Here is a 14,156-nt window from a genome sequence, read left to right as displayed (position 1 = left end):
TTTGTCTTGAAGGATCTGCACAGCTCCTATGCTATGAGCTGATCAGACGCCCCTCGTAATCGACACGCCACGCATTTGGCCCACCCGTTTGAGACATTCGCCTCATTGGGCTTGTTGGAGCGATAGCTCCAACGCCTTGTCGAAAGGCATGCCAGGGTAACTCCGTGCCGTATGGCGTTGCCAGCGGGATGGATGTCTCGGCTGGTCGCTTACCGACCATGTTGTGCTGCCAAGGTCGTGCAACCTTTGGCGGAGCCACGCAATTTGAGCCCTAAAGTGAACCCGTACCTCTCCGACTGGTTCCTGGCATCCATAGGCCAGCAGAACGTCCCCGCTCGCTGCTAGTCGTTCGGCAATATCAGAACGAGCCGAAAGCCAGAGGTCACCGTCCTTGCCGATCGTGTTGACCTCCAGAACGCTTTTTGTGGCTAGTGGGAAGAGATTCACTATCACAGCTTCTTGGTGGCCTAGAAGCTTGGCAGCGAGAGCGACCCTAGCGAGCGTTCTCGCGCCAGTAGACAGAGGGGGGTTGAACAACACTGCGGTAAGGCCTCGGGTTGCCTCAGTGTGTGCCATTCACGGTCTTTCTGTGCTGCTGATCACGGGTCGGTTGCCGGGCAATCAGATTTTACGGACGTCCAAGCGTAGCGGATGGGGAACGACTGGAGAGTGAATCATCAGGTCTTTCCTGAGTCGGGTGTTTACGATCGATCATGACATGGAACAACAACCGGAGGGATCTCATCCCTGAACTTGATGGTCAGACGTCCATCAACGACTACTTCCCCCCCCCCCACTGCAGCCATAGTGCCTGTGGAGGTCAGAGCACCCACAGATGAAGATCTGGTGGTGTTCCTATCAGACGATTCCCCCCGAGATCCTGGTTGACCGCTCATCTCAGACCACCACAGTGTCGGAGGACAGCCGCCCTCCCTGCATGTGCGTGCGGTCGTCAGGTGCCCTTGTAGGAAAAGGCCGCAGGTGCGTGAAGGAGCTACCGGAAGTGGTTGTCAGCAGTAGGCTTACACGAGTAGACATTCCCCTCGTTTTTGCCCGTGCCCATAAGGCGACACGGCCGCTAGAGTAGTTCTTTGTGTTAAATGAGCGTCTCCCATACGGGAAGCAGATCAGCCCAAACCAGATTAACCTCCGTCTGGCACTGGGACTGGTGCGAGATACCCCTGGCGACAGAAGCGCCTTGCATGACGCGATCGGGGATGCCTTCTTCGCAGGTCGCGATGACAAGAACCGCCGAACTTCCGGCATGAACGCATTTCTAGCGATGCGTTCCTATGGTCTGGTGATTGGGGACAAGGAGTACGCGCTCACCGCGCTTGGTGAGGATCTGCTTAAGACCCAAGGTGAGCAAGCGTTCCATGAGCGGTTGGGTCAGCACATTCTCCTGAACCTCCACGGCCTGCAGGTCGTCGAAGCAGTCCATTCACTTCAATCACGTGGAGTCAAGGTCAAGGTTGAGACTGTCGCCCAAGAGCTCAGCACCCTAGGCATCGGCTCGGGGGGTGACAGCGGCGAGGACATCAACCCGCTACGTCTCTTGTTGGAACGTGCCGGAGTATTCATAGCTGGCAAGGGCCAGTGGATGATTGACTCCGCCGTCGTGAAGAAGCTCACGGGCGCCTCCACGGTCGAGATATCCGAGATCGCGGACCTCAGCAAGCAGCAGCAAGCCTTCCTGCGCGCACTGGCCACCTACACCGACGAGGAATCACCGATGGCTTCTAAGGTGCGTTCGCTCGCGGAGGGGCAGACCCCCGACGTCAGGTTCGACACCAAGACCTTCGCTGAGCGTGTGGTTAGGAGCCTCGCCGACGCCGGCTGGATCGAGCTCGAGAAGGCTACCGGCGGCCGTGGTGCAAAGTCAGGTCGCGTCACACCTACCGAGAAGTTCCGTGAGATCATCAGCGAACCGCTCATGAACACGGTACTGGAGCAGACCCACCTCCTCGACCCTGCTTCACTCCGCCGCCCACTCAGGGATCTGCTTACGGTCGTCAACGACGTGAAGAACGCAACCAACCACACACGCGGCCTCGCCCTGGAGGGCGTATGCGTCCAGGTCATACGGATGATCGGGGCGCGCTTCCTCGGCTGGCGTCTCCGTGGCGACCAAACCGCTGGGGCAGAAGTCGACTTGGTGGCGGAGACGTCCAACAACCCCTACCTGCTGATCCAACTGCAGAGTAAGGCCTCGGCAATCAACGGCCGCGAGATTATTGACCGGGAGGTCGGCGTAGCTCAGTCGCTCAAGAGCAACGTCATCCTCTTCGTTTCAGCGAAAAATGTTGGCGAGGCCGCGCGACGCGCGGCAGCTGTCTACATGCAGGAGACAAGCCTCGCAGTGTTGTTCCTGAATGGAACCGATCTCAGCGGCGGCGCTGCTGGGGTCGCAGCAGGAATTGAGCGCGAGTGGGACCATGTGCGTCTCATCAAGGCCGAGCGGGGACAGGAACGGACAAGGGCAATGACGGAATAGACGTCCCGCGCTGCCTAATTCCAGCAGCCGCCAAAGAGACCGGGGCTTCACCCTCGGCCAGGCACTTCCCGGAGTGCCCACTGCTTATCGACTCTCGCCGGATATCCCCTCGGATCTAACGGCCAGCTGTACGCCGCACTTGTGGCTTCTACGCTCGGGCCCGTGTCGCGATTGACCCTGGCGTGTCGGGATCGGCCCTTGACGATATTCGGGACCAGTCTTGAAACATGACCAGCGTGCAGAGCGACAGCGAAGATAGGATCCTGGCGGACCTAAGGGCACTGATTGAGCATTCTCCTCGACCACCCGCGAGGCCGGTTGGTGACTGGAATCGAGATGATCAGGCGGCAGCACGGGCGGTGAGCATCAGCTGGGGATGGCTGATTAGGGTGCTCCGGACGGCGGAGGCCATCAGGGTCTTGGAGGCCGGCGGCTATGAGGCCGAGTGTGCACCGCTTCGTCGCTCCGTAGTTGAGCACGTGATCAGGCTGCACTGGTCCACCACTGTCGATTCCCGCATCTTCGTCGAGGCAGTTTTGAACCACCGCAAGCATAGCTTGGGCAAAATTACGCGCGCTGCAGCGACTGGCACGCCGCTTCCCGAAGGTGCTGCGGATGTCATCGCGGCTCTCCAATCCGAGACTGACCCTGATTCCGAAAAGATTTCGTTCAAAGACATGACATCACTTATGAAAGACATTCCCGATTTCGAGATCCTGTTCAAAATCTGGCTAGCGGAAACGCAGGAGTCTCACGCAACGCTCACTAGCTCAGCTAGTTATGTCGACTTCGACCCAGACGAGCCTGCCGCAAACCTTCATATGGAGCCCACCCCTCGGAGCCGGTTCGACGCGATGCTGCCCAGCATGGTGCTGCTGGCAGCTGAATCTTTTGTGGAGCTAGCCGTCCTGACCGAGGAATTCAAAGAGTCGCTGACGGCCATCCGGGAGCGAATAACTCTGCTAGGGGCGCCGAAGAACAACAGACCAGTGGCACGGGGCTGAACAGGGTAAAGGCAACGTCAACTTGGTTCCTTCACGACAGAGAGTTGCAGATGTCTTCGCACATATAGGGTCGATTTCGGATCGGACAAGGTGGACAAAACCGCCGAATGCGCGCCGGTCAAGGCCTTGACGAGCGCCCTTCGCGGAGAACCCATATGTGCGGGCCCAGGGTGTCCCAGTTCCTAGGTTCTCTCGGCGTCCGACGGGACTCCGGCAAGGAACAGACCTCGTTTGTGCAGGTCAGGCGTCGTCGGGCGCCACTCTGGCGTGGGCCACAGGTGTGGTCCTAGTGATTACACCCGCCTGGTGCGGTGGATAGAACGGGACGGGCGGAGACATAAATGCGATACTGTGCCCATGACATCGCTGCTGGAGACGATGGCCCGTTATGAGATGACGGCGTCATGGGCGGTGTGGCCTCCGTCGGCGTCGTACGACCGGATGAGCGACATCTCCTTCCCTTTTGGAGATCTTGACGGGGTTCTCCACGCTCGCTCCGTCATCCTTGGGTTAAATCCTGGAGAATCGTCAGTCCAACGCAGGCCGTGGCAGAACTTTCACACGTCGCCGCGACACAACGACCACTTCCTTGCCGAGGCGTTCCGTGACACCTTGCACTGGGGCGCCTACATGACGGACCTGCTCACCGAGGTCAATTCAAAGTCGAACACTCTGGATTTGAACGCCACGACCATTCACCGTGACGTCGCGGTGCTGGTAGATCAGTTTCAGGCTCTAGGTGCTGCCGATCCGCTTGTCATCGTGATTGGCACGACGGCCACGAAGGCCTTCAAGGAGCATGAGACTGTCCTCGCGGCAGCGCTAGACCTCACTAGCGTCAGATGGGTCGAGGTGCCTCACTACTCGGCAGCGAACGGTCGGGTCCACGGGAACGACCCCAGAAAGTATCGGCGGCTTGTCCTTAATGCGCTGAGGGATGCTGGGCGCTAACAGCGGTGCTGAACCAGCTCCACACCTCCTGTTGCCCCGGTCGGGCAGTGTCGCACGGAGTGTCCCGGTTCCTAGGAAGTGGGATGCTGGCAATCTCAATCTTGTTTTGTGCGGCGAGTGTTGCTCTCGTTCATTCGGCGCAGCAGATCGAACTTCGCCAATTTTTCAGGATGCGCCATGCGAGAGTCGGATCGTTCAGGGACGGAGCGATGGACATAGGATCGAAACGCGGACTACTAAAACCGTTCCAACTGGGCAGATGAGAGCGAAAATGGCTCCACGATTTATATGGCGCAAAATCTTCAAGAACCTTTGTGATGACCTAGAGTCACTGCCAAATGCCACCGTGCAATTAGTAGAAACGCCGGGTTCGGGGACACATGGACTCCGTATCGAAGTGACGCAACTGAATCACGTCCATGGCGAGCATTCGTTTGTTCGCCTATACGACTACAACGGATTCTGGCACTACGACCACTTCCTTTGGAAGAACGGAACCTGGTCTCCAGAAGCAAGAGCTGCTGCGGTAGATACCGTTACGGGACCGCCTTGGGGTCCGGTCCCCATAGCTGCACCTGATGATCATGTATTCCTAAACATCAAGTGGAACCATCTTCTGTACTACTAGACGCTATGTACGCCGGCTCAACCGTACCCATGCGCCCTGACAACATAGGGGTATTAGCTTCTATCATCTGCTTATGGGGATCGAGGATGAACTGAACGCACACATGCAAGCGCTACCTCGGGACCAGACTGCGAACTACCCAGGAGATCTACGCCGCGCGGCTTCAAATGGAGGCTCGAGGGCCCGGGCGGTCAACGTCGCCATCGGCGGCCTACTGACTGTGGCCTCGCTCCTGACAGGGTGCTCCAGCCCACCGCCCGACAAGCCGTTCATCGAGGACATTCGAGCTAACGCGTCCTTCTTCAGTACCTATAGTGACGAGTCCCTAGTCGAGCTCGCCCACTACATTTGCAAGATGCGGCGCGACGGCATCTCATACGGTGAGATTCGCAACGGTCTCATAAAGCCTGACGATACCCCCGAGTTTGAGGTTCAGGTGGCGTTCGTCTTGGCTAGGTCAATCGGCCACTACTGCCCGGAACAGGCTCCGTAGTTCACCTTCCAGGGAGATTCCGCGACCGTCCTACGCTTTGGGGGAGGACCAGTCGTGCAAGGCGGGGACTGCCCGACATTCCAGGGTTCCTATCAGGAGTCCAACGTTTGTGCCGGCTGTGGTTGGAGGTCGGAGTGGACGGATATTCCTCAGTTGACGGACGGCGAGTGACGACTGCGTGGAGTACCAATTCCAAGGAATTGGGACGCGCTACGTGATGCCACTCCCCCAGGCACAACGACCGCAATTCCCGCGCAACTGGGGCCGTCCGCAGGATGCGCGCTGCCGACCCTCGAGTGTTTTACTCCGGACGCGGCGCAGGATAAATTTGGGCGGCTAGGAGCGGCCATGATCGTGAACCTCAATGCCGCGGTCTTGACCTTGCCAAGATCAAAGCCCCCGGTCACCGCTCAACCGCCGATCTCGTCCGCGAAGGCAATCAGACTCAAGGCGGAGCGTCCGAGCCACTTCGGCGCGTAGCGCCCGCTTATCGTTGCGCCGACCGTTTTACGGCCCATCTCGGCTGGTTCCGTGTTCCGTTGTTGACCGTCCAGCCTTGCCGCCTGGCTTTCGTCAGCAGATTTTTCATCCAGGCCGGGTCCACTGCCATGTTCTGCGTCTCTTTGATGTGGCCCTCGATCTGGGAGCGGCTGGCTTCGCCGACTTCACTAAGGAATCTAACCAGGCGGTGTACGTCTGGGTCATCAGGTACGTTGGCCTCGAGCTTGGCGCGAGAGAGATTCAGTTCTGTGATGCGCTGGAGGGCTGCCGTCATCCCAGTCGGGCCGGCCTTGAAGCCTTGGAGGTCAACTTCCTTTGTTGGCATTTCAGTCGCCCTTGCAAGCGGAGTCAGCGCGGCTGCGAGTCCCTCGACATCGACTTCCTTCGCGACCATTTCAGTCGCCTTTGCAAGCGGAGTCAGCGCGGCTGCGAGTCCCTCGACATCGAGTTCCTTCGCGACCATTTCAATCGCCCCTGCAAGCACAGTCAGCCCGGCGATAGCGCCGTCAAGCTTGGGGTAGATCCAAACCTTTTCCGAGCCGCGGACTCGGTACTCCCGCTGAACCGTTCGATTTGGGTTGGACAGCCACTCGCTTCTCCCCGGAAGAGCCGCGAACCCGACGGCCTTGATCTGGCCAGACGAAGGATAGGTTGCAACCTTTCGGATTCGGTAGCCAGCCGCCCACCAAGCGCTGACTTGAGGGCGACCTTCAGGCTTCGTTCCGCTTCCCGACCACCACGATCGGTCGGCGGTGGCGCTGGCAGGAAGGCGCTTCGCGCCAGCCTCAACAAGGAAGCGGTCAATCTCGGCGAGTGTGTAGTCAGGGGCAACCCTCTCGTCTGCAGCGAGGACCGTGTAAAGCGACCAGTAGCGGCCACCAGGCTGAGGAGCATGATAGATATCCAGGTCCTGTGCCCGCCCAGCATCGGCGGATCCTCGTGGAAGCTTCTTCGCGATGCTCTCGAGATTATCGACAGTGAGGTACTGCAGCTGGCTGGAGATACTGCTCGCAACGACTGACCGTTCGATGCGGTGCAGAAGGCCGGCCGGGTCGATTTGGAAGCCAGCGTCCACAAATTCCAGCTGGAGGGCGCTGCATAGTCTGACAATGACCGGGAACGCGAACGGCGTGTACCCGGTGAGCAGCCGATGCAGATCTTGGTCGGTGAGAGGGACCGACCATTTCAGGTGGGTTCTAAGATCCTCAATGGAGCAACCAACCGCCTCCGCTGTCCACTTAATGATCCGGTCAAAGCGACTAGCGATGATTTCGCGCTGTCTTTGCAGTCGGCGTTTCAACGCGTACTCCACAGCCGCAGTTCCGTTCTCTGCACCAATCCCCGGCGAGAGTTTGGCGACATTCTCCCAAACAGCTTGGTTTACTCGCGACGCGATATAAAACGGATCGTCGCCCTCCAGATAGAGCGGGCTCGGCCAGAGCCAAGCGATGATCAGAAGGCCTTCCTTCGAGTTCAGTAGCTCCGCGTCGTCACGCACCTCATCCTCCGACGGATACATTCGATCCAGGTAGGAAACCTCATTCTGGAAACGGACGATCTGCGCTTTGTCCGCAGCGATGGCGTTGGGTGTCATTCTCAAATTCTAGCTCATAGTGCACATGAATGGCACTGCTGTGCACAGAGCAATAATGGTGCTAGCCTCCTTGAACACGCAATGCACACTCATCTGAAAGAAGATCACCATGACTCATCCCAAACCTGCCCGGCGAGAATTCGACTCAACCAAATTCGCCAAACTCGGGCAGGCAATCCACTTTCTGTCCAACCCCGCGCTATATGAACGCTGGCGTCCTGTAGCCGGCAACTGCAAAGCAACTGTCGACTCGTTCGTCATGGCCAGCAGGGAAACATCCATCCTCTGGCGGCACTCCGACAAAACTGATTGAAGATGCATGTTGTTCAGAAGTCCATTTGCAGCGCGGGTCTCACGCCCTTGCTGTTGCGTGTTCGGACCTGAACAAGGAACTGTCTGACTTGGGCCAACAGCTGAACCAAGATCCACGCAGGTGAGACGACTTCTGCCGTGTTCCATTACCTTGGACAGGGGATGGTCCGGCCAGCGGGCAACTCGCTGTGTCAAGCCGCACTTTAAGCACCAACGAGCCGAGAGATTTCGGTTGGACCAGAAGAGTGCCAGGTCTCTTCTTAGAATTGAAACGGCTCATCACAGGACTTGCATCGACGGCGACCAGCGACACCGAATTCTGCTATCATGAGCAACCCTTCGGGCTTATCATCCCAGGCGGTGCCGACGGCAATGCACCAGGCTGGGTGGAAGACCTGTCCTGTGCGGGTCACATAAACGTGACCAGGGCAAACCTGCGGAGAACCGTCCCCGCGGCGGGTAGCCGGCTCCACGCGTTCCAGCGGGCCCAGGTCTTTGGCGTTCTCATGAGCTTTCGCGGCTGAGAGCCAGGTGCGCTTCTTCCTTAGTTGCGGCATGGGGAGATGTTACTCGGCGGATCGGCTCTGTTGCTGACAATGACCTGAACAGCCGACTATCGGGGCAACTCTGAGTGTTCCTTTTCCTAGGAACCGGAACACCTCTGCGCGACCCTCCCCGGCGGCTGCCTCGACGTCGTAACGAGGCCGCGGGAGGGCAGTTGGCCCGCAATTTGGCGGCCAGTGCCGTGCAGCGCTGGGCACGGGGACGATTGACTGAAATCCGCATTGACTAACGGTAGGCTTCAGCCGTGACCAGACCCCAACCTCCGGCCCCCGCTCACGTCATGACGAAGAAGGCATCTTGGCGCTTCGCGTGGCTCACTCTGAAGGCAATACTGTTCCATCGGAACACCGAAGGCCGCGCCGTCGTCCACTGGATCGCGCCACTGTTCCTCGCCGCCTTCACCGCCGCACTATGGTTTGTTTGGGGCCCGGTCTTCGCTATCACCGCACTCCTATTGTTTTTGGCGGGAGAACTCGCCATGGTCTATTTCGTTGAATGGTCCGGCAAGTGCACGACTCGCTACGTCAATAGAGAACAGACCATAGCTCTCGTGGTCAGAGTACTTCCGGATGGCTCCTGGCAACCGGACACACATGTAAAGGAGCCAGAGGTGCAAAAGGAGGAAACTGCCGCCTTCCGAGCAAACGTAATGGCCCAGCTACTCGAAGCAGCAAACCGGGGTTCTGTGATCCTGAAGATGACCGCCCGCGATGCGAAGCTCCTAGAGAGCTATGAGCAGGACCTAAAGACGGCACAGGAGCAGATGGCGATACCAGCAGCTGAGTTCAGGACTATTGAAATACTGGGTAAGAACTGGATTCGCGGCTACAACTGTGTGGCCAAGCCTATTTTGACGGCCCCCGTGAACAGATAGTTCGCCGGCAGCCGATGGACAAAAGAGCGCGCATCCGCTTCCTATCGGGGACTGGCGAACTCGGAAAGCCGGTTTCTGGCGATCCAACAAGGGTTCTTTCGGCCGCGCGGCTTGCGCCTTCGAGGAACCCGTGAAGTGGGTTCCGTGCACGGGATTCAGTCGATGAGCACCGGGGCCTTGGCCGCGTCCGATGCTTCAATGGGTACAACCTTCCCAGAACGGTGGTGGAGCCAGTTCGCTACCGCCAGCAGCGCCACGAGCGCGAAAGTGCTCAGGAGCTGGGGACGGGAATCCTCGCCGATGAAGCCCACCGTGAAGATCGCCGCGAGGATGAGCAGGCCAAAGCACGTGAGCCAGGGGAAACCGGGCATTCGCAGGGGAAGCTCCGTTCCCTCGCGGTCGGCGCGGAGGCGCAGCGCGAGCTGGGCGAGGAGCGCGGACGTCCACACCAGCAGGCAGGTCGAGCCCACGATATTGAGCAGGACGGGAAGGACCTTCTCGGGGAAAGCCAACTCCAGCACAACCGTGACAACGCCGAAGGAGACGCTGGCCAGGACTGCGACAACCGGGACCCGTGCCTTGGACACGGAAGCAAGCAGGCGCGGAGCCTCACCCCGCTCGGCGAGGGAGAACGCCATCCGTGAAGCGCCGTAGAGATTGGCGTTGAGGGCGGAGAGCAGCGCTGCCACGGCCACCAGGGTGATGGCGGTGGCCGCGCCGGGCATGCCGGCAGCCTCCAGCACCGCGGCGAACGGGCTCTTCAGCCCCGCCGAACCCACGGGAACCACCGCCGCGATCACGAAGATCGCGCCGATGTAGAAGACCAGGATGCGCCACAGCACGGTCCGGACCGCCGTCCGCACACTGCGGGCCGGCTCCGCGGTCTCAGCTGCCGCCACGGACACGATTTCGGTGCCGCCGAAAGCGAACGCCACCACGAAGAGCGCCGTGGCGATCCCGGCGAACCCATCGGGCGCGAATCCGTCTCCGGTGAAGTTGACCAGGCCCGGCGACCGGACGCCCGGCAGCCAGCCGAAGAGCAGGGCGGCGCCCACCAGAAGGAACCCGATGATTGCTGCCACCTTGAGCAGGGCGAACCAGAACTCGAACTCGCCGAAGTTCTTCACGCTGGTGAGGTTCACAGCGGTGAGCACCACGATGAACACGAAGGCCATCAGCCACACCGGCAGGGCCGGGAAGATGGTGGACAGCAGGCCTGCCGCACCGAGCGCTTCGGCCGCGATGACCACCACGAGCTGCAGCCACCAGAGCCAGCCCACCGTGGCACCGGCCACCGGCCCGTAGGCCTTGGCGGTATAGACGGAGAAGGCACCGCTGTCCGGATTGGCGGCAGCCATCTCGCCGAGGGCCCACATCACCAGGATGATGAGGGTGCCGGCCACGAGGTAGGAGATCAGCACGGCCGGGCCGGCAGCCTGGATGCCGGCGCCCGAGCCGATGAACAGGCCCGCGCCAATGGCGCTTCCGAGCCCCATCATGGTGAGCTGGCGGGGTTTGAGTGCGGCGCCGAGCGCGCGGCCAGACGTCATTGTCTGTTGTTCCATGGGGAGTCCTCTGGTTGTAGGTGGAACGGGTTGGGGTTTCAGGTCAGTCGTTTGTCAGGCTGCGTGGGCTTCCAGGAGCCGGAGCACGCGGTCGTTGGAGGCGGGGGCGGCCACGGTGATCCGCACCCCGTCCCCCTGGTACGCCCGGACCAGGATGCCCGCGCGGTCGAACGCGTCCACCAGCCTCGCCTGGAGGCGGTCATCCGCACGGATCCACAGGAAGTTGCCCTGGCTCCCCTGCAGTTTCCAGCCCTGGGCTTCCAGCTGCGCGGCCATCCGTGCGCGCTCCTGCCTGACGGCCGCGACGCGCGCTTCCATCTCCTCCCCGGCGTCCAGCGACGCGATGGCCGCCTTCTGGGCGAGCGCGCTCACCGAAAAGGGAAGGGCGGTCCGCCGCAGTCCCTCGGCGATGCCCGGCGCCGCCACGGCGTATCCCACGCGCAGGCCGGCGAGCCCGTAGGCCTTGGAGAAAGTGCGCAGGATGCAGACGTTCGGGTACTGGCGGTAAAGCGCCAGGGAATCGGGGCCGCTGCCGGCTTCGGCGTATTCCACGTAGGCCTCGTCGATCACCACGAGGATGTCGGAGCGGACGGACTGCAGGAAGGCCTCGATGCGTTCGTGGCTGATCGGCACGCCGGTGGGATTGTTCGGGGTGCAGAGCAGGATGACCTTCGTGCGGGCGGTGACGGCCGCGGCCATGGCATCGAGGTCGTGGCCCTCAGTGCCGTCCAGCGGGATGCGGACCGGCCGGGCGCCTGCCAGCTCAACCAGGATGGGGTAGGCCTCGAAGGAGCGCCATGCGAAAATCACCTCATCCCCGGCGTCGCACAGGCCGGTGATGATCTGCTGGAGGACGCCAATACTGCCGGGTCCCACCGCGACCTCTGCGACTGTGAGGCCGAGGTGTTGCGCAATCCGTTCACGGAGTTCGACGGCGGCACTGTCAGGGTAGCGGTTCATCGTACCGGCCGCTGCGGCCACGGCAGCGGCGGCAGCGGGCAGTGGCTCGTAGTGGCTTTCGTTGCTGGCGAGGGCCGCGATGTCCGTGCCGGCGGTGCGCCGGCCCGGGACGTAGGGCGGGAGGCCGGACACCGCGCCGCGAAGGGTGGGAAGCGCGGTGTCCGGTGCGGTCAGGAGTTGATCACGGGTCATGATCAACGATCATGTTGTGACCCGGCCCACAATGCAAGATACGCTCAACCCATTGGGACTTCTGCTCAACTTCTACTGTCTGTGGTGAAAATATGACCATCCCGAACCCCCGCACCGTGGATTCCCTCGACGGCAGGATTATCCTGGCCCTCGACAAGGATCCCGAAGCCAGCGCCCTGGCACTCTCGCGGACGCTCGGCGTCGCACGGAACACGGTCCATGCCCGGCTGGCACGGCTCGAGCGCAGCGGCGCCCTCCGTTCCTTCAGCAGGCGACTGGATCCCGCCGCGCTTGGCTATGACCTCATGGCTTTCCTCTCACTGTCCATCAGCCAGACCCGGACAGGTGCGGTGGAAGACGGGCTCGCCGCGATTCCGGAGGTCATCGAGGTGCACGCCACCACCGGGGATGCGGACCTCATGGCCAAGGTGGTGGCACGCAGCACGGCCGATCTCTACCGCATCACCAACCAGATCCTGGAAATCGAGGGGATCCAACGGACCAGCACAGCCATTTCCGTGCTGGAACTTATGCCGCCCCGCTACGACGGCCTCCTGAGCCGGCTCTCCGAGCAGGAATCCCGCCCCTCCACCTAAGTTCGGGTGACGCACGCCACAACTGGGCAAATTTTCAGTTGTGCCCGCGCTCTCCTGCCAAATATCCCAATCAAATTCACTCCTCTTGCCTATCTGTGAACCAGCCCACAAGATTCCTGCATGACTACTCTCACCGTCTCAGGCCGCGTTGCACAGGTTCTCAGCAGCTACCTCAGCGATGTCTTCGGCGTGATGGGCAACGGAAACGTCTACTTCCTGGACGCCGCGGAAAAGCTGGGCCTCCGCTTCTCCCCCGTCCGCCATGAGGGCGCCGCCATCGCCGCGGCCGACGCCTACTACCGGACGTCAGGACGTCTCGCAGCGGGCACCACCACCTACGGCCCCGGCTACACCAATGCACTCACCGCCCTCGCGGAGGCGGTCCAAGCGCAGATCCCCGTGGTGCTGGTCACCGGGGACGCGCCGAGCACTGGCGCCCGGCCCCAGGACGTGGACCAGGCGGCCATCGCTGCAGGCCTCGGCGCGGCGACCTTCACCGTCACCCGCGAAGCCGCGGGCTCCATCACGCGGCAGGCGGTGGAGTACGCACTCACTAAGCGCACCGCCGTCGTCATTGCCATTCCCTACGACCTCGCGGCACTGGAGGCTGCAGACGAGGAACTTCCGGCGACGTTGGCACCTCACGTGATGGACGACGTCGACGGCGGCCTTGGGCAGGCAGCCCGACTGCTCGCCGGGGCGAAGCGGCCGCTGATCCTCGCCGGCCGCGGTGCGCACCTCGCCGGAGCCGGCCCGGAGCTCCGGGAGCTCGCCGACCGTCTCGGCGCACTGACTGCCGGAACCGCCCTGGCGCTCAACCTCCTCAAAGGCGAGGGGTACTTGGGCGTCGCCGGCGGTTTCGGCACGGACACCGCGGCCGCGCTCATGGGCGAGGCCGATGTGGTCCTCGTGGCCGGGGCGAGCCTGAGCCCCTTCACCATGCGGTTCGGGCACCTGCTCGGCCCGGACAGCACCGTCATCCAGATCGACGCCGCCCTGCAGCCCACGCACCCCCGGGTGGATATGTTCGTCAGCGCGGACGTGAAGTCTGCTGCGGGACGCCTCCTGGGGATGCTGGATAGCCTGGCCTCGACGGACGCCAGCCGCGCAGAAGCCTGGCGGGCGGAAGCCCGCAAGCGCCTGGCCGAAGGACCCGCCCACCACTCGGGCTCCGACGAGACCCCGGACGGCCGGCTGGACCCGCGTTCCCTGGCCACGGCACTGGATGCCGTGCTGCCGGAGCGCCGCACGGTGGTCCAGGACGGAGGGCACTTCGTCGGCTGGGCACCCATGTACTGGCGCATCCCGAGGCCCCAGGACCTGATCATGGTGGGGACCGCATACCAGGCCATCGGGCTGGGCCTTGCCAGCGCCGTCGGGGCGGCCCGGGCAGTGGAGGACGGCCGCACCCTGGTGCTGGCCTCCGGC

At 61.7% G+C, this 14,156-nt stretch carries 12 protein-coding genes; 8 read left to right on the top strand and 4 right to left on the bottom strand.

The window, feature by feature from the left end; translation table 11 throughout:
- Window positions 1-102: 102 nt before the first annotated feature.
- Window positions 103-576: a DUF1643 domain-containing protein gene (locus CXR02_RS13655; RefSeq protein ID WP_104062502.1), complete on the bottom strand. Its 474-nt coding sequence runs from the start codon at window positions 574-576 to the stop codon at window positions 103-105.
- 688 nt (window positions 577-1,264) lie between these two features.
- Here CXR02_RS13655 and CXR02_RS13650 point away from each other — a divergent pair.
- From CXR02_RS13650 to CXR02_RS13635, 4 genes are all read left to right on the top strand, one after another.
- The gene (locus tag CXR02_RS13650) at window positions 1,265-2,494 is read left to right on the top strand and encodes a hypothetical protein (protein WP_146072547.1); all 1,230 of its coding nucleotides are present in this window, start codon (window positions 1,265-1,267) and stop codon (window positions 2,492-2,494) included.
- A 227-nt stretch (window positions 2,495-2,721) separates the two neighbouring features.
- On the top strand, window positions 2,722-3,498 hold the full coding sequence (locus CXR02_RS13645) for a DUF5677 domain-containing protein (protein WP_104062500.1): 777 nt from the start codon (window positions 2,722-2,724) through the stop codon (window positions 3,496-3,498).
- A gap of 357 nt (window positions 3,499-3,855) precedes the next feature.
- Window positions 3,856-4,449, top strand: coding sequence for a hypothetical protein (locus CXR02_RS13640; protein ID WP_104062499.1), 594 nt, complete (start codon window positions 3,856-3,858; stop codon window positions 4,447-4,449).
- Window positions 4,450-5,150: 701 nt separating this feature from the next.
- Window positions 5,151-5,570 (top strand): DUF732 domain-containing protein, encoded by a 420-nt coding sequence (locus CXR02_RS13635; RefSeq protein ID WP_104062498.1) that lies wholly within the window; start codon window positions 5,151-5,153, stop codon window positions 5,568-5,570.
- Window positions 5,571-6,057: 487 nt separating this feature from the next.
- Here the strand turns inward: CXR02_RS13635 and CXR02_RS13630 are convergent, their stop codons facing one another.
- Entirely contained in the window at window positions 6,058-7,665 is a 1,608-nt protein-coding gene (locus tag CXR02_RS13630) for a hypothetical protein (RefSeq protein WP_104062497.1), read from the bottom strand.
- 109 nt (window positions 7,666-7,774) lie between these two features.
- Here CXR02_RS13630 and CXR02_RS13625 point away from each other — a divergent pair, with 109 nt between their 5' ends.
- Entirely contained in the window at window positions 7,775-7,978 is a 204-nt protein-coding gene (locus CXR02_RS13625; protein WP_104062496.1) for a hypothetical protein, read from the top strand.
- A gap of 843 nt (window positions 7,979-8,821) precedes the next feature.
- On the top strand, window positions 8,822-9,415 hold the full coding sequence (locus CXR02_RS13615) for a hypothetical protein (protein WP_146072546.1): 594 nt from the start codon (window positions 8,822-8,824) through the stop codon (window positions 9,413-9,415).
- Window positions 9,416-9,570: 155 nt separating this feature from the next.
- On the opposite strand, the gene CXR02_RS13610 is transcribed toward CXR02_RS13615, so the two are convergent.
- Both CXR02_RS13610 and hisC read right to left on the bottom strand, forming a co-directional pair.
- Window positions 9,571-10,980, bottom strand: coding sequence for an amino acid permease (locus tag CXR02_RS13610; RefSeq protein ID WP_104062493.1), 1,410 nt, complete (start codon window positions 10,978-10,980; stop codon window positions 9,571-9,573).
- A gap of 54 nt (window positions 10,981-11,034) precedes the next feature.
- Window positions 11,035-12,132 (bottom strand): histidinol-phosphate transaminase, encoded by a 1,098-nt coding sequence (gene hisC, locus CXR02_RS13605; RefSeq protein ID WP_104062492.1) that lies wholly within the window; start codon window positions 12,130-12,132, stop codon window positions 11,035-11,037.
- Between the two features lie 92 nt (window positions 12,133-12,224).
- On the opposite strand from hisC, the gene CXR02_RS13600 reads away from it, so the two are divergent.
- A complete protein-coding gene (locus CXR02_RS13600) occupies window positions 12,225-12,728 on the top strand; it encodes an Lrp/AsnC family transcriptional regulator (protein WP_056346961.1) in 504 nt (167 codons plus the stop codon).
- Window positions 12,729-12,848: 120 nt separating this feature from the next.
- Window positions 12,849-14,156 (top strand): thiamine pyrophosphate-binding protein (locus tag CXR02_RS13595; protein WP_104062491.1); only part of this gene is annotated, 1,308 nt, incomplete at its 3' end.

The organism is Arthrobacter sp. 4R501 (assembly GCF_002929755.1).
Classification (GTDB): domain Bacteria; phylum Actinomycetota; class Actinomycetes; order Actinomycetales; family Micrococcaceae; genus Arthrobacter.
The sequence above is the reverse complement of the archived record's forward strand: the minus strand, read 5'-3'. Positions and strand labels throughout refer to the sequence as shown.